The sequence below is a fragment of the Pseudodesulfovibrio profundus genome, from assembly GCF_900217235.1.
Lineage (GTDB): Bacteria > Desulfobacterota > Desulfovibrionia > Desulfovibrionales > Desulfovibrionaceae > Pseudodesulfovibrio > Pseudodesulfovibrio profundus.
The window spans coordinates 891,963-916,218 of sequence record NZ_LT907975.1; the positions used below are offsets into that span (position 1 = coordinate 891,963).

23 protein-coding genes are annotated in these 24,256 nt (G+C 50.2%); 7 read left to right on the forward strand and 16 right to left on the reverse strand.

From position 1 onward, the window contains the following. Position 1: 1 nt before the first annotated feature. From DPRO_RS04425 to DPRO_RS04445, 5 genes are all read right to left on the reverse strand, one after another. Positions 2 to 1,720, reverse strand: a complete 1,719-nt coding sequence (locus tag DPRO_RS04425; RefSeq protein WP_232005704.1) for a methyl-accepting chemotaxis protein — start codon at positions 1,718 to 1,720, stop codon at positions 2 to 4. Between the two features lie 153 nt (positions 1,721 to 1,873). After that, complete coding sequence (locus DPRO_RS04430; RefSeq protein WP_097013643.1) at positions 1,874 to 2,071, reverse strand: hypothetical protein; 198 nt, start codon at positions 2,069 to 2,071, stop codon at positions 1,874 to 1,876. Positions 2,072 to 2,115: 44 nt separating this feature from the next. Then, complete coding sequence (gpmI, locus tag DPRO_RS04435) at positions 2,116 to 3,645, reverse strand: 2,3-bisphosphoglycerate-independent phosphoglycerate mutase (RefSeq protein ID WP_097010976.1); 1,530 nt, start codon at positions 3,643 to 3,645, stop codon at positions 2,116 to 2,118. Positions 3,646 to 3,662: 17 nt separating this feature from the next. After that, positions 3,663 to 4,028, reverse strand: a complete 366-nt coding sequence (gene rsfS / locus DPRO_RS04440) for a ribosome silencing factor (RefSeq protein WP_097010977.1) — start codon at positions 4,026 to 4,028, stop codon at positions 3,663 to 3,665. A 26-nt stretch (positions 4,029 to 4,054) separates the two neighbouring features. Further along, positions 4,055 to 4,642, reverse strand: coding sequence for a nitroreductase family protein (locus DPRO_RS04445; protein WP_097010978.1), 588 nt, complete (start codon positions 4,640 to 4,642; stop codon positions 4,055 to 4,057). 536 nt (positions 4,643 to 5,178) lie between these two features. Here DPRO_RS04445 and DPRO_RS04450 point away from each other — a divergent pair. The 3 genes from DPRO_RS04450 (at position 5,179) to DPRO_RS04460 (ending at position 7,533) form a co-directional block, all read left to right on the forward strand. After that, positions 5,179 to 6,483: a phenylacetate--CoA ligase family protein gene (locus DPRO_RS04450; RefSeq protein ID WP_097010979.1), complete on the forward strand. Its 1,305-nt coding sequence runs from the start codon at positions 5,179 to 5,181 to the stop codon at positions 6,481 to 6,483. A 24-nt stretch (positions 6,484 to 6,507) separates the two neighbouring features. After that, positions 6,508 to 6,939, forward strand: a complete 432-nt coding sequence (locus DPRO_RS04455; RefSeq protein ID WP_097010980.1) for an ACT domain-containing protein — start codon at positions 6,508 to 6,510, stop codon at positions 6,937 to 6,939. A gap of 246 nt (positions 6,940 to 7,185) precedes the next feature. Continuing rightward, a complete protein-coding gene (locus DPRO_RS04460; RefSeq protein WP_097010981.1) occupies positions 7,186 to 7,533 on the forward strand; it encodes an Hpt domain-containing protein in 348 nt (115 codons plus the stop codon). A 2-nt stretch (positions 7,534 to 7,535) separates the two neighbouring features. Here the strand turns inward: DPRO_RS04460 and DPRO_RS04465 are convergent, their stop codons facing one another. Beyond that, positions 7,536 to 8,888, reverse strand: a complete 1,353-nt coding sequence (locus DPRO_RS04465; protein ID WP_097010982.1) for an MATE family efflux transporter — start codon at positions 8,886 to 8,888, stop codon at positions 7,536 to 7,538. Between the two features lie 125 nt (positions 8,889 to 9,013). Between DPRO_RS04465 and cls the strand changes: the two genes are divergently transcribed. Continuing rightward, positions 9,014 to 10,450, forward strand: coding sequence for a cardiolipin synthase (gene cls / locus DPRO_RS04470; protein WP_322788588.1), 1,437 nt, complete (start codon positions 9,014 to 9,016; stop codon positions 10,448 to 10,450). A 58-nt stretch (positions 10,451 to 10,508) separates the two neighbouring features. On the opposite strand, the gene dapB is transcribed toward cls, so the two are convergent. Genes dapB through uvrB form a run of 4 tightly spaced genes read right to left on the reverse strand, consistent with a single transcriptional unit; the run spans position 10,509 to position 16,394 of the window. After that, positions 10,509 to 11,291, reverse strand: coding sequence for a 4-hydroxy-tetrahydrodipicolinate reductase (gene dapB / locus DPRO_RS04475; RefSeq protein ID WP_097010984.1), 783 nt, complete (start codon positions 11,289 to 11,291; stop codon positions 10,509 to 10,511). Between the two features lie 23 nt (positions 11,292 to 11,314). After that, entirely contained in the window at positions 11,315 to 13,339 is a 2,025-nt protein-coding gene (ligA, locus tag DPRO_RS04480) for an NAD-dependent DNA ligase LigA (protein WP_097010985.1), read from the reverse strand. Positions 13,340 to 13,355: 16 nt separating this feature from the next. Then, a complete protein-coding gene (locus DPRO_RS04485) occupies positions 13,356 to 14,390 on the reverse strand; it encodes a potassium channel family protein (protein ID WP_097010986.1) in 1,035 nt (344 codons plus the stop codon). Between the two features lie 3 nt (positions 14,391 to 14,393). After that, on the reverse strand, positions 14,394 to 16,394 hold the full coding sequence (uvrB, locus tag DPRO_RS04490) for an excinuclease ABC subunit UvrB (RefSeq protein WP_097010987.1): 2,001 nt from the start codon (positions 16,392 to 16,394) through the stop codon (positions 14,394 to 14,396). An 80-nt stretch (positions 16,395 to 16,474) separates the two neighbouring features. Here uvrB and DPRO_RS04495 point away from each other — a divergent pair, with 80 nt between their 5' ends. Next, positions 16,475 to 16,936 (forward strand): hypothetical protein, encoded by a 462-nt coding sequence (locus tag DPRO_RS04495; RefSeq protein ID WP_097010988.1) that lies wholly within the window; start codon positions 16,475 to 16,477, stop codon positions 16,934 to 16,936. Between the two features lie 22 nt (positions 16,937 to 16,958). On the opposite strand, the gene aat is transcribed toward DPRO_RS04495, so the two are convergent. The 4 genes from aat to DPRO_RS04515 form a co-directional block, all read right to left on the reverse strand. Then, complete coding sequence (gene aat, locus DPRO_RS04500) at positions 16,959 to 17,657, reverse strand: leucyl/phenylalanyl-tRNA--protein transferase (protein WP_097010989.1); 699 nt, start codon at positions 17,655 to 17,657, stop codon at positions 16,959 to 16,961. A gap of 75 nt (positions 17,658 to 17,732) precedes the next feature. Then, the gene (gene clpA, locus DPRO_RS04505) at positions 17,733 to 20,027 is read right to left on the reverse strand and encodes an ATP-dependent Clp protease ATP-binding subunit ClpA (protein ID WP_097013644.1); all 2,295 of its coding nucleotides are present in this window, start codon (positions 20,025 to 20,027) and stop codon (positions 17,733 to 17,735) included. Between the two features lie 8 nt (positions 20,028 to 20,035). Next, on the reverse strand, positions 20,036 to 20,350 hold the full coding sequence (clpS, locus tag DPRO_RS04510) for an ATP-dependent Clp protease adapter ClpS (protein WP_097013645.1): 315 nt from the start codon (positions 20,348 to 20,350) through the stop codon (positions 20,036 to 20,038). A gap of 82 nt (positions 20,351 to 20,432) precedes the next feature. Further along, complete coding sequence (locus tag DPRO_RS04515; RefSeq protein WP_097010990.1) at positions 20,433 to 21,029, reverse strand: class IV adenylate cyclase; 597 nt, start codon at positions 21,027 to 21,029, stop codon at positions 20,433 to 20,435. 46 nt (positions 21,030 to 21,075) lie between these two features. Here DPRO_RS04515 and crcB point away from each other — a divergent pair, with 46 nt between their 5' ends. Both crcB and DPRO_RS04525 read left to right on the forward strand, forming a co-directional pair. After that, positions 21,076 to 21,453 (forward strand): fluoride efflux transporter CrcB, encoded by a 378-nt coding sequence (gene crcB, locus DPRO_RS04520; protein WP_097010991.1) that lies wholly within the window; start codon positions 21,076 to 21,078, stop codon positions 21,451 to 21,453. An 18-nt stretch (positions 21,454 to 21,471) separates the two neighbouring features. Continuing rightward, positions 21,472 to 21,831, forward strand: coding sequence for a DUF190 domain-containing protein (locus tag DPRO_RS04525; protein WP_097010992.1), 360 nt, complete (start codon positions 21,472 to 21,474; stop codon positions 21,829 to 21,831). A gap of 19 nt (positions 21,832 to 21,850) precedes the next feature. Here the strand turns inward: DPRO_RS04525 and DPRO_RS04530 are convergent. Together DPRO_RS04530 and DPRO_RS04535 are read right to left on the reverse strand one after the other, a co-directional pair. Then, positions 21,851 to 23,082 (reverse strand): IS3 family transposase gene (locus DPRO_RS04530; protein WP_097010824.1). Its coding sequence is split into 2 segments (ribosomal slippage): positions 21,851 to 22,728 and positions 22,728 to 23,082, totalling 1,233 coding nucleotides; the frame shifts between segments, so codons are not numbered across the junction. Between the two features lie 87 nt (positions 23,083 to 23,169). Next, positions 23,170 to 24,243, reverse strand: coding sequence for a protein-glutamate methylesterase/protein-glutamine glutaminase (locus tag DPRO_RS04535; protein ID WP_097010993.1), 1,074 nt, complete (start codon positions 24,241 to 24,243; stop codon positions 23,170 to 23,172). Between the last annotated feature and the right edge of the window lie 13 nt (positions 24,244 to 24,256).

The window sequence follows — 24,256 nt, forward strand, 5'->3', positions numbered from 1 at the left end:
TCTAGACTCTCACATCCGCCGCAATGACACCATTCACCTGTCCATTCTCATCAAAAAAAGGACTTGATACGGTGATGCAATTATCTCCAGAAGCAGAAGAAACATAGACTTCAGATATATAAAACGTCTTGTTTTCAACTGCACCGGAAAACCAGGCTCTGTCCTTCCAGTTTTTACCATATGCGATTTTGTCTTCCGAAAAGTCTGTGACTCTTCCTCCCATGTTGCTAACCGTCTGTACTCCATCAGCATCGGTAAGGTACAAGAGTTCAAGGAATTCATTTGCACGTAAAGCACTACGCATGGCGTCTTCCTGCTGTGCACGATCCTTGGAATGAATCTTCGGTGAAGCAGCGAGCCTGCGTATTACATCCTGCACGGTCCCATTACCTACCATGCGAAAAACACCCGTCATAGTTGAAAGCTCGTCCACCCTGGCTGTTAATGAACCAAGGGCCGCCATGGCCGACTCCATCTGCTCACCTGTATTTTGTGAAATGGAATGAATCTCGGTAATGGTTCGCGTCACCTCTTCACTGGCGATCGACTGCTGGGACGAGGCAGACGCAATAGAACGAATCCTATCAGCACTGCTCTCTGCCAAATGGACTATTTCTTCCAATGCCTCCCCGGAATCATGAGCAAGCGATGCGGCTCCATCAGCAAGCTCAGTCATATCCCGCACTCCCTTGATGGTAAGGTGAACCTGCTCCTGAATACCGTCAATTGCCGTCCCAACATCCTTGGTGGCATCCATTGTCTTCTCAGCCAACTTCCTGACCTCATCGGCCACGACAGCAAACCCTCGTCCCGCTTCACCGGCCCGGGCCGCTTCAATGGCAGCATTCAACGCAAGCAGGTTTGTTTGATCAGCAATATCGGATATAACACCCATGATCTTGCCAACCCCTTCCGCCTGCTCCCCAAGCCCGGCGACCCGGTCAGTCAAAGCCTGAGAATCACCAGAAACCTTGCTGATGGATGTAAGGGTCTTACTGACTATAGTTGCCCCATTCCCGGCATTTTCCATTGTTTGAACCGCTTCTTGAGCAGCGGCCTCAGCATTGGCAGCAGTCTCTGAAACAGTGGAGTTCATTTCTTCCATAGCGGAGACTGCTTCCGTGATATAACGCTGCTGATCCATAGCTCCTGTCAATGCACGGTCAGAGGATTCTCCTAAATTTCGGGCCTCGGTACTTATACCCTGCACTGAAACATCAAGGGTCCGGGAAGCTGAAAGCAACCCTTCGCAACGAGCAGCCTCACCCTTTTCACGCGCTTCTTTTTCTTGCTTTTGAGCTTGAGACTTTGCTTGCTCTGATTCAAATAGGACAGTTTCGTTGGATTTGATCCGTTTTTCCAACTCATCTATGTAATTAACAATATGGTGTATACCACCACGAGCTTCGCCAATTTTGTCACCTAAGGAAGCTAATGATTCACAGCTACCAGACCCATTGCCCACCGACTCCATGTAATCTGACAAAATTTTAATTTTATTTGATTTATTACGTGACACAAGCAACCACACCCCAACCATTCCCAAAACGGAACATCCACCCAAAGCAACCAGTGACCATGTCAGCAACTCAACTTTTGCTGACAGAATTGTCACACTCTCTTCACTGGCTACAGCCTGATCAGCACAGCCCAGCATACCGATCATCACAAAAACACTGAACGTCAACAGTCTAAAAAAATTGGAATTCTTGGACTTCATCGCGAAAACTCCCCCGCATTGCTAAATGATTATCGGGAAAGAGAATAGCAAGAGCGAGGCCAATCAAAATACAAAGCACAACAAAAGGGCGACGTACCTTAGGTACGTCGCCCTTTTTATCTATCGAATCTTTAAGAGCTTAGCTCTCATCAATCAAAGGAAGTCAGGATCAATGGCAGCCTTGCCTCCAGCTAAAATGACTTTCATATAACGAATAGTTCGATCATCCACTGGAACAATAGGAAAGTTCTCACGACAGGCGTCACATTGTGCCATGGCAGGACGTGACGGCGAGATAAGCGGAACCTCTCTACTGCAATGAGGGCATGGGTAAAGAAAAATCATTTCCATACCTGCGGGTTTCACAGGTGTTAACGGTTTGCTACCAGCCACGGTTATCCCCTTTTGATCAGTTGTTTACCAGTCATGGCCTGAGGCTGATCTACCCCCCAAAGCCCGAGAATCGTTGGCGCAATGTCACCGAGAATCCCTTTCTCAAGGGTTGCGTCCTCACATCCCTGCTCAATGTATACAAATGGAACTGGATTAGTGGAATGCGCTGTATGTGGAGTGCCATCTTCGGCAATCATTTGTTCTGCATTGCCATGATCTGCAGTCAGTAAAACCCGACCGCCTTTATCCAACACTGTTTCAACGATACGCTTCACACATCCGTCTACAGTCACACACGCTTCCATCGCGGCACTGATGATACCGGTATGGCCGACCATATCCAAGTTGGCAAGATTGCAGACACAAAGATCATACTCTTCAAACTTATCAACAAGTATATCAGCCACTTCATCAGCACTCATCTGTGGCTTTTGGTCATAAGTTGCGACCTCGCGAGGAGAAGGCACCATAACCCGATCTTCGTTCTCGAATGGCTCTTCACGGCCGCAATTGAGAAAATAGGTCACATGAGCGTACTTCTCGGTTTCAGCAATCCGCAATTGCTTCATCCCCAATCCGGAAACGACTTCACCAAGCGTGGAATCGTATGACTCAGGCGGGAAAGCATTAGGGAGAGGGAAAGAGCTTTCGTATTGCGTCATAGTCGCAAATTCAGCGAATTTCGGACGGCGGTTACGTGCAAACTCAGCAAACTCCGGCTCGAACAACGCTCGACTGATTTCTCGCGCTCTATCAGCCCGGAAATTGAAAAAGAACACACCGTCATTATCACCAATGCTTCCATCGACACCGCTGACAACGCCGGGCTTCACGAACTCGTCGTTCTCACCGACATCGTAGGACGCCTGGATACCGGTCAAGGGGTCAGACATCTGAACACCCTCGCCATCGACCATTGCCTTATAGGCAACTTCCACACGCTCAAAGCGATTATCCCGATCCATGGCCCAGTAGCGACCGCTGATTGTTGCGATCTTACCAATCCCCAACTCAGCCATCTTTTCCATCAATTGACGAGTATACCCAAGCCCACTTGTGGGTGGCGTATCTCTTCCGTCCAGAAAGACGTGGATGAAAACCTCTTCAAGCCCATACTGCTTAGCGGCTTCAAGCAATGCATAAATGTGATTCTGGTGGCTATGAACACCACCATCAGAAACCAACCCCATCAAATGAAGACGGCCGCTACCGGCTTTGGTTTTGCGAAACAGCTCTACCAGAGTCGGATTCCCTGCAAACTCTCCCTGCTCAATAGCCATATCGATTCGGGTCATGTCCTGATAGATCACGCGCCCACCACCGATATTCATGTGGCCAACCTCAGAGTTCCCCATGAATCCATCAGGTAACCCGACGTCCCGTCCCGAACACCTCAATTCCGTATGAGGATACGCGCCGAGTACTTTGTCGAGATACGGGGTCGCTGCATTGCTTACACAATTGCCTTCCCCATCTGGAGCTATCCCCCAGCCATCAAGAATCAACAGGAGAGTCTTTTTAGGTTCTGCCATCTTCGTCCCTCGGTAGGTTACGCTTCCAGCCGCGGGGCTTCAGCCCACATGCCTTCAATGTTGTAGAATTCGCGCAGTTCATCAATAAATACGTGAATAAGTACATCGTTAAGATCCACCAGTATCCATTCACCGGTCTGCTGCCCTTCCATACCCAGAAATTCGATGCTGTTCTCTGCCGCTTTCTCCAGAAGCTGATTAGCCAGAGCCTGAGCGTGCTTCACGCCGCGGGCAGAGACTATCAGCGTCATATCCGTCACAGAACTGATCTTCGACACATCCATGATAACGATGTTTTCACCTTGTTTGTCGGTGAGCCACTCTGCCACCATGCGTGCTTTTTCTTCGCTGGGAATCTGAACGAATTTCTTTTCTTTTTTCATATATCAACTCATTTTGGTTAATCGAATCATCCTTTTGGATACTGTGCCAATACCACTTCACTCATTCCCCTTTTGGGAACGTGGTGAATATTGTCAGCATCACGCCAGTACTCGATATTGTTGTCTGTCGAAAGTGGTTCAATCACCACTTTTTCGTTTGGCACTCCCAAGGCAAGAACCAGGAGAATTTCATACTGTTCATCCAGCTTGAGCAACTCCGCTAACTTCCGGCGCTTGATAGTACCTATCATACATCCGCCCAAGCCCTTCTCCACTGCCCCCAGCATCATTGTCTGGGCAGCAATTCCATGGTCACTGAAGGCTTTGTCGGCAATCGTCTTGTCCAATAAAATAATGATGTACCCGGTTGGACGCTCACCGGGGTCCGGCCCTTGCCACTCCTTCAAATAGCCAGCCCATCCCAATAACGGAAAGATATCCTCACACTGAGACTGATCGGCAGTTACTATATATTTAAGTGGCTGTTTGTTCATGCCGGATGGAGCAAGTCGTGCCAAATCGACAAGTTCGACGAGTGTGCCCACATCAACTGGACGTGCCTGATCGAACTTTCGTCGGGATCTGTTGGCCGCAACCAATTCCTTGAACTTCATATTGTCTCCACCATGTTGAGTGCCAATACATAAAGGAGTTTGCCAATACCCGCAACGGCGGATTTAGCTCACCGCCCACTATATAACCCGGACGCGACAGCCTTGAATGAATATCAACTCAGCGCTCGAACGAGTTGTAAGCAAAGTGTGCAAACCAACCAGTTATCTTGTTCCCAGTGAAAGATAAACATCCATCCCAAACAAACAATACCGTTGAAAAGCAGCACCAATAACGACATGTCTCCATATCGCGAAAAGCAAAGAGACTTCATGTTGTGAAATATAGCCTCCCAATGCCTTTTTTATGGTCAACAATGCCAACCCATCCTGATATCCTCTTGACGCAACTGACAACTTGGGGCAATCTTCGGCCTATGCAAATTACTCTATTCAACCGCAGTTTCTTTTTTATGAGCCTCCATTAGGAAGTTCGTGGAAACCGCATAATGCTGACTACAAAAAGACCACGGGCTTCCGGACCGTGGTCTTTTTTTTGGATAAACGAAGGCTGAGGGCCTGCAATAAGGAGAGAGAGGATGATTTACGACATTAAAAACGAGACCATGCCAAGAGAGGACTTGGAGAAGCTCCAGTTGAAACGGCTCAGGGCTCTGTGTGAACGGGTTTACGCCAACGTCCCCTTCTACAGGAAAAAGTTCGATGAACTGGGCGTCAAACCTCACGACATTCAGAGCCTGAAAGACATTTCGCTCTTGCCGTTCACGGTCAAGCAGGACCTGCGCGACCAGTACCCCTTTGGAATGTTCAGCGTTCCCAAGGACCAGATTGTTCGCATCCACTCTTCTTCCGGCACCACAGGCAAAGCCACTGTCGTCGGATACACACAGCGTGACATCGACAACTGGGGCCAACTCATGGCCCGTTCCTTCATGGCGGCAGGCGCCACTGCATCGGATTCCGTTCACAACGCCTACGGATATGGTCTGTTCACCGGTGGTCTGGGTGCGCATTACGGAGCCGAGGCCCTAGGCGCTACCGTCATTCCCATTTCGGGTGGAGCAACAAGGCGCCAGGTCATGCTGCTCAAAGACTTTGCGCCAGATGTCATTTGCTGCACCCCCTCGTACGCCTTGTTCCTTGCGGAAACCGGTGAAGAGATGGGGATCGACATCAAGGAACTGCCACTTCGCATAGGAATTTTCGGCGCTGAACCATGGACCGATGAAATGCGACTCCAGATTGAAAAGCGGCTTGGGATCACCGCCATCGACATCTACGGCTTGTCCGAGATCATGGGCCCCGGCGTTGCCATTGAATGCTGGCAGGCACAAAATGGCCTCCACATTCAGGAAGATCACTTCCTTGCCGAAACCATTGACCCGGAAACGGGAGAACCCGTCGGTCCGGGCGAAGAAGGTGAACTCGTCTTCACCACATTGACCAAGGAAGGCATTCCGCTCATTCGTTACCGCACCCGCGACCTGACCACCCTCGACACCACGCCGTGTAAATGTGGTCGAACAACTGCCCGTATGAAGCGTGTCACAGGCCGTTCCGACGACATGCTCATCATTCGCGGTGTCAACGTCTTCCCATCCCAGATCGAATCGATTCTGATCGAAACGGAAGGCCTCACACCGCATTACCAGTTGATCGTTGAGCGTAAGGGCAACCTTGACACCCTGGAAATTCAGGTCGAAGTCAGTGACAGCATGTTCTCTGATGAGATTAAGAATTTACAACGCGTGGAATCAAAGGTAATGAAAAATATCAAGGAGTTCCTCGGCGTCACAGCCAGAGTCCGACTGGTCAACCCCAAGGAGATCGAACGCTCCATGGGTAAGGCAAAACGCATTATTGACAAGCGAAACGAAGGCTAACCGCCAACAACCAAGGAGAATAGAATGAAAGTTAATCAGCTCTCCATATTTCTGGAAAACCGTGCCGGTCGACTGGCCGAGGTTACCCGTATCCTTTCCGAAGCCAAAGTGAATATTCGCGCCCTTTCACTGGCCGACACTTCCGATTTCGGCATCCTCAGACTCATCGTGTCTGATTTTGATAAAGCCAAGGAAAAACTGAAAGAAGAAGGCTTCACCGTGGGCCGCACTTCAGTTGTCGCCGTCGAGGTTTCCGATGATCCGGGCGGACTGCACAACATCCTCAGCATGCTTCAGGATGCAGGGATCAATGTTGAATACATGTACGCTTTCGTACAGCAGTCCGGCGACTCCGCTGTTTTGATCTTCCGTTTTGATCGGACAGAACAGGGAATTGAGATTCTGCAAAAGAACAACATCACCATCATTCCTGGTGCTGAACTCTACGGAATGTAGTACCAGCAACTCGACATCCAAAAGGGAAGGTCTTTGGCCTTCCCTTTTTTTATCCCTTTAATGTCGACTCATCATCCACTCTCTGGATCAAAACAATCCATTGATGTGGTTCTTTATCTGTTGATATTCCGTATAATTCGCAGGATGTCATTTTTGTGTCAAAAATCTTGCTGAATATTTACACAACAGTTACAAATTGATTTGAAACAAAAGCAAAATACTCAATACAATATAGGCGGATAGATCATGTCGGTAAAGCAAGCTGTCGACAATCAATTTCTCGAATCCATGGAAGGTAAACACCCTTTCCTCAAGCGCATGTTCACTGTTTTCATCTCCCAAGAACCTAAGCGTATCGGGGAAATTCGACAGGCGATCGAAGACAGGGACATGGAAAAACTGAGACACCTTGCTCATGCTCTCAAGGGGGGAGCAGCTACCATGGGGGTCACAGGAGTCAGAGACTGCTGTCTGCTGCTGGAAAACGCTTCCAAAAATCAAGATATGACTGAAGCGCAGTCACTGATTGACACCTTGGAATCAGAGATTCAGGATGCCTATGCTTTTATGTTCACCTTTCTTGCCGAGCACTAAAATCAAACACCTTGACCATTCTGCTTACCAAGGGGGGCAATACCTACCCCAGGCCATATTCGGACCAATCCCAGTCCAGCACGAATGCATGTCCATAGAGCTGTAGCAAGCCATATATACACCAACACATCATCAGCTCGAATCGAACCAATGAAAACGACTATTGTCGCAGCAATGGCAGAAGCTATGAGCATGGCATTGCGCAAATAACGGAAATCCCCTGTTCCCCAATGAACACCATCTGTTGCAAAAGACAAGGACCCGACAGGTTGTGTCAAAGCCACCACCCACCATGCAGGAATGAAGACGGCCACTGCCTGTTCAGGAACGAGCAACCACACCACCTCATCCTGCCCAACAAGCATTCCAATGCATAAGATGCATCCCGTCACCACACTCCAAAAACAGACCAATCCGGCTACCTTTCGTGCTGTATGCTTGTCATCGGCTCCCAGGAAATAGCCTATAAGACTCTGTCCGGTCAGTGCAAAGGCATCCAGAAACAGTGCAGAAAAGATGAAAAACTGACGTATTGCCTGATAGGCAGCTCCTTCATTCGGCCCTGCCAGATTGGCTATGCGTGTGCATAAGGACAGAAAGAGCAGTACTGAGCCTGTTCGTATGAAAAGGTCACCACCGATTCGGACAAGCTTGGCAATGCCCGCCCCATGGATATTGAAAGTAAAACCAAGCTTACGAGACAGAACCCATAACGCCCAGCCACTGCCTATCCATTGACTGATGGTACTCGCCAACGCCGCACCGGCAACCCCCATCGCGGGTAACCCCATATGCCCAAAAATCAATACCCAATCCAAAAGGATATTAATCACATTGATGCCCACAGCAACATACAACGGGGTACGCATATCCTGTACACCACGAAGAGCACCGAAACACGCAAGGGTAACCAAGACCGCAGGCGCACCAAGCAATCGATAGCGCATATATTCGCATGCGAGTGTGTTGACTTCCCCCTGTCCACCCAGCAACAAAGCTATCTCTTCCAGGAACGGAAGCATGAGCAACATCAAAGCGGTACCAATTCCCGCAGCCATAATCGAAGCCAGCGAGGCGACCTTGGTTGCCTGCTCATGATCTCGTCGGCCTTCGGCCTGCGCCACCTCGGTTTGTGTTCCGACACCCAAAAAGGTGAAAGCCCAGAAAATGGAAGTAAAAGCCATTGTGCCGACACCAAGTGCTGCAACAGGAGCGGCGCCAGGCAGTCGCGCGACAAATGCGGTATCAGCCAAGCCTGTCAATGGTTCAGCTATCAGCGAAAACAGCACGGGTACTGACATTTTCAGCAGTGTGCCATTGGGCGTGGAGATAAAAGGATGACTGGATTGGCTCATATTTTAGACTGGATCAATAGTGTTTATGGCTAACAATGATCGATTCTGATCACATTTGGCAGCAAGCAGCAACCATAGAAGTTTCACTTTTCACTTTTTCCTGATAATCAGCAACCATGGAGAATATGAATATACCTTACTGGTTGATGGGATTAAGTGTCCTCTACACATTAATAGAGTTTGCTGGCGTCGTCACAGCCGTTGCAGCCGTCCGCGACACCCGCACCCCCCAAGGTTCAATCGCCTGGGCCATCGCTCTGGTTACCTTTCCACTGATGACCCTGCCCCTTTACTGGATTTTTGGCCGCAACAAATTTCACGGCTACGTGGAGGCCATGCGTGAGGGAGAATCGCGCATTAACGAGTTGGTTGCCAGTGCACGAGAAGTACCGCCTGTCAAAGCTCTTTCCGAGCGGCGAAACCCGGGCGCTCCTCGTTGTGCCTTTGAAACACTTGCAGAACTCCCCTACCTTGACGGAAACGATGTCGAACTGCTTATCGATGGCCCCGCCACATTCGAGGCCATTCTGAATGGTATTAAAGAAGCCACCTCGTACGTGCATATCCAGTTCTTCATTGTTAAGAACGACAGCCTGGGTAACAAAGTCAGGAACCTGCTCATAGCCAAGGCCCAGCAGGGTATCCAAATCCGTTTTCTATATGATGAAGTAGGCTGTCATGCCATGCCCGAGTCGTATTGGGAGACAATGCGCGAAGCAGGGGTTGAAGTTCATCCTTTCAAAACCACCAAGGGCAGAGGCAACCGCTTCCAACTGAACTTCCGCAATCATCGAAAAATAGTCATTGTTGATGGTCACACAGTGTTTGTCGGTGGGCACAACATCGGGGACGAATATCTCGGGAAATCCAAACGGTTCGAGGCCTGGCGCGACACTCACCTCCGCATCTCCGGTCCGGCAGCCATTGGCCCGCGCATCAGTTTTGCCAAAGATTGGTATTGGGCCTCAGGTATCGTTCATGATCTGGACCTGACCATGCCACCACCCACTGGGGACACGGATGTGCTCACACTTTCCTCCGGTCCTGTGGACGACCTGGAGTCATGTTCGCTCATGTTTATCAGAGCAATCAATGCCGCAGAAAAACGCTTCTGGATATCTAGCCCGTATTATGTGCCGGACAGTCCGGTAACCAAAGCCCTCCAGCTTGCGGCGATGCGCGGTGTGGATGTTCGGATCATGTTGCCACAGAAGGCGGACCACCTTCTCGTCTACCTTGCCGGCTTCGCCTGTCTCAAGGATCTCGATCTTCCCGGTATTCGTATCTATAGATACACGCACGGCTTCCTGCATCAAAAGGCGTTTCTGGTAGACGATCAGATTGCAGCCATCGGCACGGCCAACCTCGACAACCGCTCATTCAGACTCAATTTTGAAATGACTGCACTTGTTGAAGACAAACGCTTTTGTAGTGAAGTGGAAGCCATGTTTCGCGCAGACTTTGCACGATGCGAAGAAACCGGCCCCAATGAATACCATCAAAAAGGTATTATTACCCAGACAGTCATCAAATTCACCAGACTGCTTTCTCCCATCCTGTAAATAAAAAAGGGCTTCCATCTCAGGAAGCCCTTTATTGCTATCTATGTTGTAACTCTGGCTACTCAATAACGTCAGCCATAGCGTATAATTTCCCGGAGCTTTGGCTGCTCAACCATTTGGCAGCGCGCAGCGCACCAGAGGCAAAGGTCTCTCGAGAATGAGCGCGGTGAGTCACTTCAATGCGTTCACCTGGGCCGAAGAAGAACATGGTGTGATCACCAACCACATCCCCACCACGCAGCGTCTGCACACCGATTTCCTCATGAGGCCTCTCGCCGATGATACCGTCGCGGCAGTGATTCTTCACGTCATCATACTCCCAGCCACGGGCCTCGGCCAGGCACTGAGCCAGCTTGAGGGCGGTTCCACTGGGGGAGTCCTTTTTCATTTTATGATGCGTTTCGACCATTTCCATGTCGTATTCAGACCCGAGAGCCTGGACAAGAGCAGGTAAAACCTTGAGCAGGGTATTCACGCCCACAGACATATTAGGCGCCCAGAACAACGGAACTTCCTGCGCAGACTTTTCCAATTCAGCCTGCTCTTCCTTGTTGAGGCCGGTAGTTCCAACAACAACTGGATTTCCATGTTTAGCAGCGACCTTTGCGGTGGCAACCGACGTTTCGGGCGATGTGAAATCAATAATCACTGCCCCGGGGACCTGCGGGAGCAGCTCATCCAGATCGTCAGTAACAATGCAGCCATCAATGGACAAGCCATCAGCATTACCGGGGCGTTCGCACGCGCCGACCAGCCGCAAGTCGTCATCGGCCTGAGTCAGGTTTACCAAAGTATTCCCCATGCGCCCCTTGGCGCCAAGAATAACGATATCCGTAGTCATAACTCTCTCTCCTCTCTTTTCAATTACTTCGAATCATCCAATAACTGCATGAATTCATCGAAATCAAGTACGGTCAGTCCGAGCTTCTCAGCCTTGGCTATCTTGGAGCCGGCCTTTTCACCGGCAACAACATAATCGACCTTTTTAGAAATCCCTTTGACCGATCGCCCTCCCTTTTCTTCGACCAACTGCTGGGCCTGGTCGCGTGTCATGCCCGGAAGGGACCCGGTAAAGATGAAGACTTTCTCGGCCAGTGGCAAGTCTCCAACGCTCTCTTTCTTTCCTTCAGCCGTAGGCCAAAATCCAACATCCTTGAAACGAGCAAACAACTCTTCAGCACGGGCCGAGGTGAAATACTCGACCACACTCTCGGCCACAACAGAACCAATATCGTTGAGTTGCTGGAGGTCATCAACTGAAGCGGCTGCAATGGCATCAAGGTCAGCATAATTATCAGCCAGCACACGAGCCGTCTGTTCTCCGACATGTCGAATTCCCAACCCTGCTATCAACCGCCACAACGGAGCGTTTTGTTTTGATTTCTCGATGGCTGCGATAAACTTGTCAGCAGATTTACTTCCCATCCCGCCATATTTAAGCAGATCAGTTGAGTGCAAGGTAAACAGGTCGGCCGGGGTGTCGAGGACCCCATCCAAAGCAAGCCGTTCTACCCATTTTTTGCCGACACCATCCATATCGAGTCCGGCTTTGGAGACAAAGTGGATGAGTTGCTGAACCGTTTTGGCCGGACAGGCAGGGTTGGTACAGCGAACAGCCTCACCGTCTTCGATAGCCTCGCTATCACAGACAGGACAGACCATGGGGAATTCATAGGGTTCAGAATTGTCGGGACGCTGATCGAGGTCAACAGACAGTACCTGCGGAATGACATCCCCTGCCCGCTGAATGAGAACAGTATCGCCAAGGCGGAAGTCACGCTCCACTATGTATCCTTTATTATGGAGTGTGGCGTTGGAAACGATAACACCCGCGAGGTGCACCGGCTCCAGTTCAGCAACCGGCGTCAGAACTCCGGTTCGCCCCACCTGGATACGAATGGATTTCAAGACAGTCTTTGCCTGCAATGCCGGAAATTTCAAAGCCAACGCCCACCGCGGCGCACGCGAGGTAAAACCAAGAGCACTCTGCATATCCAGATTATTCAGCTTGGCGACGACTCCATCAATTTCAAAAGGAAGTGATGCCCGTTGCTCCATGAGCTGCTGGTAATAATCAGCGACTTCCTGCTTCGACGAACAGAGTTTTGCTTCCGGCGGAATGGAGAATCCAAGAGACTGAAGCCCTTCCATAATATCCTTCTGACTCGTCCAGCCGAACAACGGAGCGCTCCACTCAACTCGTCCGATTCCATACGCCATGAAGCGCAGGGGTCGCGACGCAGCAACCTTGGGATCAAGCTGACGTATGGTGCCTGCCGCTGCGTTTCTCGGATTGGCAAAGACCTTATTACCAGCCTTGCGTTGACGATCATTGAGCTGGGCAAAATCCTTGTTGGACATGACAACTTCACCCCGAACCTCCAACAGGCGGGGAATGTTGTCACCCCGCAGCTTCAGCGGGAGATTCATCAGTGTGCGCATGTTGTGCGTGACTTCCTCACCCACAAAGCCATCACCACGTGTGGCAGCCTTCACATACTTTCCCTGCTCGTAGATCACCTCGACCGCCAGACCATCCATCTTCGGGTCGGTCCAGTATTCCGCATCAGGTCGACCAATGCCCTTGGCAACCCTGTCTGTAAACGTGAACCACTCTTCGATGTTCATGGCGTTATCCAGACTGTACATGCGCATTGCATGCTCGTACGGAGTGAAGCCGACAGCTGGCTCGCCACCAACACGTTTGGTAGGAGAATGCGCATCGTCCAGTTCGGGATGCGCCTCTTCCAAGGCTACGAGTTCACGGTACAAAGCATCGTACTCGGCATCTGTTATTTCTGGATCATCAAGAACGTAGTATCTGTGATCGTGATATTCGATAGTTGCGCGCAACGAAGCAACGCGCTGAGCGACGTCAGAGGAAACCATATATTTTTCCGTAATGTTACAGGATTTCTTTAATCTCGTTCAAATTGGATTTTTTACCAACAGCCAGCAAAGTGTCATTCGCGTTGATGATCTCTTTGGGGCCTGGGTTAAACACCATTTCACCCGAGCCTTTCTTTATTGCGATGATGATAAGATTGAATCTGGGTCGGATTTTTGAATCTATCAAATCCAGTTCGCACAACTCCGACCCGGGCGACACAAGGAGTTCTTCCATTTGCAGGTCGATACCACCGCGAACCGCCAGTTCAATGAAGTTGGTAACGGTCGGTCGCAGGACATTCTGGGCCATGCGCAGACCACCAATGAAATGCGGGAGAACGACACGGTCGGCACCCGCCAGTTCCAATCGTGATATGTGCGACTTGTCCCCGGCTCGGGCAACGATATTGATATCAGGGTTAAGCTGACGGGCGGTGAGTGTGACATAGACATTGGCTGCCTCACTGGTCAATGCGGAAATCAATGATTTGGCATGCAGCAGGCCGCCGGTCAGAAGGATTTCATCACTTGTCGCATCACCTTCAATACACAGGATGCCATCCTGCTCCATCTTGTCTATCAAATCAGGGTCTTGCTCGATGACCACGACATCATGACCGTCAGCCATGATCTCCTGCACAACAATACTGCCGATTCGACCATGCCCACAGACAATGAAGTGTCCTCTCAGCTTATTAATTTCCTTCATCATTTTTCGCTTTCCCCACATGATTTGCAAACGACCGTCAATAAGGACCTGAGCAAAAGCACCAGCGATATACACAAATCCGCCAACGCCGCCCATAATCAGAAAGGCTGTAAAAATTCGACCGGTTTCAGACAACTCGTTGACTTCCATATAGCCAACGGTGGAAAGGGTAATGACCACCATATAAAAGGAACTGGCGAAGTCCCAGTGCTCATACCCCATGTAGAATGCGATGCCCAAGGCAAAGACAGACAATAAGTATCCGATGCCGAGAAACATACTCCAGAGCGAGCCGGACTTGGCCCTCAGCTTCAGCATGCGCCTATGCAGTCGTTCTATCATACGCTACCCCAACTCCAACAATCGCTCTCGTAACATGGCGACCTTATCTCTCAAGTCAGCAGCACGTTCGAATTCAAGCTCTTTGGCAGCCTCCCGCATCTCCCGCTCCATACGTTTGATGTGCTTGGCAAGTTGCTTGGGATTGGTCCCATAGTCAGCAGCAGGCTCTGCAGCCATGACGATCGATTCCGATGCGCTGGAACCACCCAACTCAGCAAAAGACGTATCAACTTTTTTCCGAATAGTCTGCGGCGTGATACCATGCTCTACATTGTATTCCTGCTGCCTTTCACGACGCCTGGATGTTTCTTCCATGGCCGTTCGCATGGATTCGGTTACCCTGTCAGCGTACAAAACGACCCTGCCCCCGACATTACGTGCTGCACGCCCGAATGTCTGGACAAGCGACCTGTTGGAACGCAGGAATCCTTCTTTATCCGCATCCAAAATGGCTACAAGAGATACTTCCGGGATATCCAGCCCTTCTCGAAGAAGGTTGATTCCGACAAGAACAAAAAAATCACCTGCTCGCAGCGACTGAATGATGGCCATTCGCTCCAGGGTATCGATGTCGGAATGCAAATACTTGGATGGAACGCCCATGGAATTGAGATAGTCGTTCAAATCCTCGGCCATGCGTTTGGTCAATGTTGTCACCAATACGCGCTCATCCCTCTCCTGACGCTTTTTACACTCGTCCAGCAGATCATCAATCTGCCCTTCGACCTTGCGAACCTCGACCTCGGGATCAACAAGCCCTGTGGGGCGAATGATCTGCTCAACGACAACGCCTTGCGCCAGGTCCAACTCCAACTCGCCGGGAGTGGCGGACACATAAACAGCCTGATGAATCCGCTCCTGAAATTCCTTGTAGTTCAACGGCCGGTTATCCAGCGCTGATGGGAGCCTGAAACCAAAATCAACCAATGTACTCTTTCTGGACCTATCGCCATTGTACATACCGCCAACCTGCGGGAGTGCAATATGGGATTCGTCCACAAACAGAATGAAATCATCCGGAAAATAATCCAGCAACGTGGCCGGAGGTTGTCCAACCGTACGGCCATCCAGATGCCTCGAATAGTTTTCGATACCGTTACAGTACCCAAGCTCTTCAATGATTTCGAGGTCATACATCGTCCGCTGTTCAAGTCGTTGCGCCTCGACAAGCTTGTTTCTTTTCTTCATCCCGGACAGGGTTTCCTGCAACTCATTGCGAATATCTTCAATGGCACGTTCCAGGTTGTCCTTGTCAGAGACAAAGTGGCTACCGGGATAAATAACTGTCTTGCGCAGACGATCCTTCACTTCACCCGTCAATGGATCCGTTTCAGCAATGGAGTCGATCTCGTCACCGAAGAACTCTATTCTCAACGCTTTTTCCCGGCTGTAGGCAGGAATAATCTCAACAACATCACCGCGCACCCTGAATGTTCCGCGATGGAAGTCGTAGTCGTTGCGCTCGTAATGAATCTCAACCAGCCGCTCAAGCAGATGCTCCATGGACATGGTTTGCCCCTCTTCCACAGGGATAACCATCTTCGCATAGAAATCCGGCGAACCAAGACCGTAAATACAGGAAACAGACGCAACGATGAGTACATCGTGTCGTGTCAGCAACGCATGCGTTGCAGCGTGCCGAAGCTTATCAATGTTGTCATTGATGGATGAGTCTTTTTCTATGTAGACATCAGAATGTGGGAGATACGCTTCAGGCTGGTAATAATCGTAATAACTTACAAAGTATTCAACGGCATTATCCGGGAAAAGTCCCTTGAACTCGGTATAAAGCTGGGCTGCCAGCGTCTTGTTCGGAGCGAGAATCAAAGCAGGTCTGTTCAACTCGGAAATGATGTTGGCCATGGTGAACGTTTTACCTGTTCCCGTGGCACCAAGTAAGACCTGATCACGCACTCCGGAGCGCAGGCCGTTTACCAATTGCCCGATTGCGGCGGGCTGATCCCCCATGGGGGTAAATTCGCTGATAAGCTTGAAGTCTGGCATTACTAAACCGTCATACTTGTTCTGTTAGCCGGATCATTGTAGTATTAAACAGGTAATCAATTTTTACGTGGAGCACCACAGTGACAAATGAGACTACTGCCCCCACTCACGACCATGTGCAATACGGCTATTCCATTTCCATGGTTATCAAGAGCTTCAAAGGCCGCCGTGATGTAGAAGTACATCTGTTTCGCAGCACCTGGGATACAATCGATGCATCTGATTTCGACTGGGACACGCTGATCTCTGGTCAACAAGGTGAGAATGATAGCAGCCGAAATGTGATCCTGGAGACCTTTTCCTCCGAAGAACGCGACACAATAATCAACTACCTGAAAGAACAGTATTCCACAAGGATTACGGCCATCCGATCCACCCCCATTGAGCTTCCGGTACCAAGTGGAATGACAGGACTTTCCCAGATTGCCCCCAACAAAAGTATCGGAATTATCGAGTTTGAAAAAATCCCGAGCTATTCATTGGGATTACCCATGAAAGGACTGTACGATCTGGATCGGCATCCACCCATAGTCGAAGAGTGATATTCGTCGATAATTAGGCAGATCAGGGCAAGCACTGCCCATCAAAACTCCAACACCCTTCACGGGTAGGGACCTTCATTGCCTCTCTAAGCATGGCAAGGAAACGATAGCGCTGGATTTCTTTTGCCCCAAAACGCAACAAGTGCGGCGTTGTCTGTTGGCAATCGATCATTGTGAAGCCCCAGTGCTGCAACTGATGCACCAACACGGCGAATGCAGCTTTTGATGCATCCGGGACTTGAAAGAACATGGACTCACCAAAAAAGACCGACCCCAGAGAAATTCCGTAGAGTCCACCGACCAATTCACCATCCTGCCATGCCTCAACGCTATGAGCATACCCCAGTTCATGGAGCAGTGAATAGGCTTCCACCATTTCGTCCACTATCCACGTTCCATCCTGATCCGGCCTCGGAGAACTGGCGCACCGCGTAATCACCCCCTCGAAACACGTGTCCATGGTGAACTGGAAGCGCCCTTGATTGAGTACACGCCTCAAACTGCGCGGCATATGGAACTCTTGAGGAATAAGGACAAGGCGTGGGTTTGTGGACCACCACATAATTGGTGAATCCTCTGCATACCAGGGAAAAATACCATTGGCATAAGCGGTCAACAAACGTTGAGGGCTCAAGTCGCCGCCAATCGCCAAAAGACCATCCGGCTCAGCCTCTTCCGGGTCAGGGAAAATCGGTTCTTCAAAAAGACGATAAATGGTCATTCTTCATACCCAGGAACGAATGGGGCGGCATAAAGCCGCCCCATGAATTACGTATAATTAATTGGTTCTTGCGACCTACTCGAAGGTGAAAACAAACTCACCGGAATCGTTCACAGCCGGGATCTCGGCCACGTCATCCTTTGCGCCTACTCGATCAACCACAACAACGCCTCCCTTGGCTAGTTGACCAAAGAGGAGTTCGTCCGCAATGAAGTCCTTGATCTCTGTCTGAATAACCCGCCCCATCGGACGAGCTCCCATCAGAGAGTCATAACCCAGTTCGGCCAGACGACTCCGTGCAGCATCTGTCAACTTGACCACAACACGACGATCCTGAAGCTGGTCGTTCAATTCCTTGATGAACTTGTCGACGATCATTTCCATGACCGGCTGCTCAAGGGCGTTGAATGTAACAATGGAATCCAATCGGTTACGGAACTCAGGGCTGAACAGCTTCTCCAGAGCCTTTATGGCTCCGTCTGTTCGGTCGGAATGTTCATTCCGGGTAAAGCCTATGGCTCCCTTGGTCATCTCCCTGGCTCCGGCATTGGAGGTCATCAATAAAATAACATGTCGAAAGTCGGCCTTGCGCCCATTGTTATCGGTAAGCGTGGCGTAATCCATGACCTGTAAAAGGATATTGAATACATCCGGGTGGGCCTTTTCGATCTCATCGAACAGCACCACGCAGTGAGGCTTCTTTCGCACTCCTTCCGTGAGCAATCCGCCCTGATCAAAGCCTACATAGCCGGGAGGAGCACCGATCAAACGAGCAACCGCATGCTTTTCCATGTATTCACTCATGTCAAAGCGGAGGAAGGCGATATCGAGTACGGACGCCAACTGACGAGCCAACTCCGTCTTACCAACCCCGGTGGGACCCGTAAGAAGAAATGACCCGACCGGTCGACCGGCCTGCCTCATTCCAGCGCGGGAACGCTTAATGGACTTGGCAAGGGCGTCTACAGCATCGTCCTGACCAAAGACCACAGCCTTGAGATCGCTTTCAAGCGACTGCAGGCGGGCCTTGTCGGAAACCGTCAGTCGACGGGCCGGAATGCGGGCCATACGGGCCACAACCTTTTCGATGTCAGAGACCTTGATACGATCACCCTTGCGAGGACGCCCAGAGAGCTTATAGAGCGCTCCAGCCTCATCAACCACATCGATAGCCTTGTCAGGCAGGAAACGATCCGTGATATGACGCTCGGACAATTCAGCAGCGGCCTTCAAGGCGAAATGCGTGTAATTGACGCCGTGGAAATCTTCATAGTGCGGCTTCAATCCCTTGAGAATGGCGATGGTCTCTTCAACAGTGGGTTCACTGATCTCAATCTTCTGGAACCGGCGAGACAACGCTCGATCCTTCTCGAAGTGATTCTTATATTCTTCAAAGGTGGTCGAACCAATACAGCGAATCTCACCGGATTGCAGGAGAGGCTTCAATATATTCGACGCATCCATGCTGCCACCGGAAACAGATCCTGCCCCGACAATAGTATGAATCTCATCCACAAAGAGGATGGCATCCTTGTTGCGCTTGAGTTCACCAAGCACGCCCTTCAGGCGAGCCTCAAAGTCACCACGATACTTGGTCCCTGCGAGCAGAGAGCCCATATCGAGCGAGTAAACCTCGGCGCTGAGAAATTCCTTGGGGACATTCCCTTCGACAATCATCAAGGCAAGGCCCTCGGCCATGGCTGTCTTGCCGACACCGGGGTCACCGACAAAAATCGGGTTATTCTTGCGACGTCTTGAGAGCACCTGAACAGTTCGCTCCAACTCATCACCACGCCCGATAAGCGGATCGATCAAGCCCTGAGCTGCACGCTCAGTCAAATTGACGGTATACTCTTCCAACGGGCTCTTCTTTTCCCCGGAACGATCAAGCGGCTCATCAATGGGGCCGGTCTCATTCCCCAGATCATGCCAATCTTCTCCCGTAGACATGCCATGGGAAATGAACTCCAGAATATCCAGCCGCGAAATATCATGCGTACGTAAAAAGTAGACCGCATATGAGTCTTCTTCATCAAACATAGCCGCCAGAACATCGCCCAGATCGACAATATTCTTTCCTGAGGCCTTCTTCTGCCATACAGCACGCTGCAATACACGCCTAACACCCAGGGTCTGAATCACTTCCGTTTCGGTTCCTTCAGGAAGCGCTTCCATGTTCTCCACAAAAAAACGACCGAGCTGGTCACGCAGCCTTTCCATTTCGGCTCCGCACGACTCCAGAATCTCTTCGCCCTGCTCTTCTATGGATATGGCGTACAATAAGTGTTCTAACGTAAGGAACTCATGGTTCCTTTGCTTCACTTCATTGACAGCGGCTGTCAATGCACTTTCCAATTCCTTACTGAGCATCGTCATACTTACTCACCTTCCATGCTGCACTTGAGAGGAAACCCTGCGCTTTTGGCCAACCGGTGCACCAAATCAACTTTGGTTTCAGCAACTTCAGCCGTGTACAAACCACAAACACCGTATCCCTGATTGTGTACAGCAAGCATTATGGCCGTTGCCTGGGCCTCATTCTTTCGGAAGACCCGCATCAACACCTCAACCACGAAATCCATGGTGGTGTAATCATCATTGTGCAGCAGGACCTTGTATTTTCTCGGTTCACGAACATCCTGCTTATCAAGGAGTTCAGAATCAAATTTATCGCCGGTTATATGGTCACTCATGGGCATTATTCTCCAACAATCCGCTTTTTATATCCTAGTTTCCAATATAAATTCGATTCACAGCCCTGTCGAGTGGGGATTATCATTCTTTACCGATTTCTTCCAACAAACGCTCTCGTTCCCCGGAAGAAAAAACAAAGCTCTCATCAGGCTCCATCCCCATTCTCTCACGATATTCAATGTTCAAGGCGTGATAGGTCTTGGTGGTTGTTTCGTATTCGTTCAACCCCAGTTCCGCAGCACACGAAAAGATACTATCCTCATCCCCCTCCAGTTCCACAAAATCACCATAAGGGAGCATATCAAGACACAAGGTGCAATTCAGATACTTCCACTTTGCTCTGACCTTTTCATAGGCAAATGCAACATCAAATCCGATTGCCTCCAGAGCACTTTTCATGGCCGCATGATCAGTAACGCCTGTCTCTATCTCCTCGAAAACCTTAACAGCTTGAGAAACAGGCTCATTGGGAGGTTTCTTCACAGTAAGCACTGCAACTCCAGCCTTCTCTCTCAGCCGAAGCAGAACACCCGACTCTTTGAGTACGCGTCCAGGCTTGTCATAGACTAGATTCGACTCGAAGTAGCGCCCACAGAACTTCGCGTTCACGACCTGCAACTTGCGATCTAATACGCCCAAATCGACGCCTATATATTTCAATTCACACTCAAGAGGCATTGGCTTTCTCCTGTCTGCTTGCTACGCTACGCACAAAGGTAATGCAATGTTAATGAAAATCCTGTCTCTTTGCATCGGTGGAGCAGCCGGCACTCTCTCCAGATACTGGCTCTCGGGTGTCGCCCAGCGCATGGTCGGTGGTTCATTTCCACTGGGCACTTTTACCGTGAACATAGTCGGTTGTCTCCTGTTTGGCCTAGTCTGGGGTTTTTTCGAGAACAGACTTTTGCCCGGGAGTGAAATACGATTATTGTGCCTCACGGGCTTCATGGGAGCTTTTACGACCTTCTCGACATACATGTTCGAGACCGCAGAGTTGGTCAAATTCGGACAAGTAGCCATGGCAATGTTGAACGTTGTTGGACAATCCGTAGCCGGGTTAGTATTTGTATTATTAGGAATAGCTTTGGGGCGGCTCATATAGTTTCACCACGGAGGGCGTATGAAACTGCTGGAAAAAGCGGAACGAATCCGAATATATCTTGGCGAAGACGACAAATTCAACGGTCGACCGCTTGCGGATGTCATAGTGGAAGAAGCGAGAAAACAGGGACTGGCTGGCGCTACAGTTTTTCGAGGCATGAGCGGCTTTGGAGCCAACAGCCTCTTGCACACCACAAAAATCCTGCGACTCTCCGAAGATCTCCCCATTATCGTTGAGATAGTGGAACATCCAGACAATCTGACGCAGCTTCTCGCGTTTCTGGACAAGATAGTGACTGAAGGCATGGTCACCCGGGAGACTGTTGACGTGACCATCTATCGTCACTCGAAAGGAATGAGCCGTCCTGAAATAGGTTGACGGTTTTTGAAGGTTTCAATCAGGCTGTGGGGCTAGCCCCACAGCCTGATTCGTGTACATCGTTTGGCGTTCTCATTCCTAGGCTGAGATGTGGCCGTTGTGAATTGTATATCTCAACGGATTCCCTCACCAGGGTATTGAGCTCTGCAAAGTCGTTGCATTTGGTGACCATGAACTCTTGCTTCAGAATTCCATTCATCCGTTCCGCCAAGGCATTTTGATAGCAGTCATAGCCATCTGTCATGGAAGGAACCATGCCGGATTCCTGGAGTTTTCTCTGGTAGACCGAAGAAGCGTATTGGAGTCCTCGATCTGAATGGTGAATTGTATTCACCCTCCTTCGCTTGTTTTCAACTGCCGCGTCCAGCGCTTTGGTTGTGCTTTCCGCACTGAGATCCCGGCTCACGTTGTATCCCATTATCTTCCGGCTGAATGCATCTGTCACCAGCGACAGATAGCATGTTTGCTCACGTGTATTCACGTAGGTAATGTCGCTTACGAACACCTGCTCAGGACATCTCGGTTGAACATCTTTCAACAAGTTGGGATGCTTTTTTAGCCAATGCTTCGAGTTGGTTGTCTTTGTATAGTTTTTCCGTCGCTTGATGAGCATATGCTCTCGCCGCAGCAGGGAAAACAACCCATCACGTCCGAGCCTGATTCCCTTTGCGGAAAATGCGTCCTTCAACAGGTGGTACAGCTTTCGAGTCCCAAGGCGGGGCATCCTGGTCCGCACGTTCAGGACCATGGCCTTTGCCTCCTGATACATGGCTTCCCGTGCATCATGGCGCTTTTCAGCCTGATACACGGACTGCCGACTGACCCCGAGCTGCCTGCAACAAGCAGACAAGCTTATTTGTCTTTCTCTCTGAAGACTTCGTGCAGCTCGGGGGTAAGCTTTTTTCTTATAGAAGTCCCAAACTCGCGGTCGGAAATCTCAATCATTTTATTGAGAAGCGCGGTCTTGATCTTTTCTTCCTCAAGCTCTTTCTCCAGCCGTTTGATCTTCTGGACCGGTGTTTCTCTGGCTTTTGGGTCTTTTCGGGAATGTACCATGGACTTGCTCCAATCAAGGGTGCCGTGCTTCCTGAGCCACTTCAGCACAGTGCTTCGCCCTTGAATACCATAAAGAGCCTGAGCCTGCTTGTACGTCATCTCGCCCTTTTCCACCTGTGCCACAACCGACAATTTAAAGGCCATCGTGTAATCGCGTTGGGTGCGTCTAACTCGCTGTTTGGATTTGTCTTCCATAAATAGGTCCTCTGGGTGTCAACCTATTTCAGGACGGGACAGAAAATAACAAAAGGCCCCGATGCTTCGGGGCCTTTTCATGTGCAGTTATTTTCCGCAGGCTCGTATCATTTCGGCTGCTATCTTTTCCAATGATAACACCTTATTTACACCGCCATGCTTGATGGCCTCTTGCGGCATACCAAAAACAACACAGGACGCCTCATCCTGAGCAATGGTGTACGCGCCCACATCGAACAATTCCTTCATACCCTTTGCACCATCGTCACCCATGCCGGTCATAATGGATGCAACAACATTGCTTCCACCATACCTAGCTCCTGAACGAAAGAGCACATCGACGGAAGGACGATGCCTGGATACCAAGGGCCCGTCTTTAACTTCAACGTAATATTTAGAGCCGGAACGTTTGAGCAGCATATGCTTGTCCCCTGGAGCAATCAGCGCCTGACCGCGCAGCATGGGGTCACCATCTACGGCTTCCTTGACTGAAATCTGACAAATGGAGTTGAGCCGCTTGGCAAAGGCTGCGGTAAAGTGTTCCGGCATGTGCTGGACAATGGCAATGGCCGGACAATTCACCGGCTGGGCTTCAAGATAAACCCGCAGGGCTTCTGTTCCACCAGTGGAGGCGCCGACCAAGCAGATTTTTTCCGTAGCTCCCACTGGCTGTGGTTTTCCCTTGGGGATAACGGCATCGGCATCCAACTTGGGAGATACTTTCAGCGGTTTGACTGGCCGTTTCACCGGCTTTGCTGCACCGGCAAGAGCGGCAGCTTTTACCTTATCAACCAGCCGGATGCGCGACTCTTCCAAAAACTTTTTGGTTCCGACTTTTGGTTTGGTGATTATTTCAACAGCACCCAGCTCGAGAGCCCGCAAACCGTTCTTCGTTCCCCTGTCTGCGACAGAAGAACAGATGACCACCGGAATTGGATGCTGCTTCATAAGCTTTTCCAAAAAGGTCAGGCCATCCATTCGCGGCATTTCAATATCCAGGGTAATTACATCTGGAACTTCGCTTTTCAGTCTCTTGGCTGCGACATAGGGGTCACTCGCTGTCCCCATAACTTCAATTCCGGGATCAGCACTGAGAATATCTTCAAGGGTTTGTCTGACAACTGCTGAGTCATCAACAATAAGCACACGTACTTTCCGCATAAATGTCCTCGCT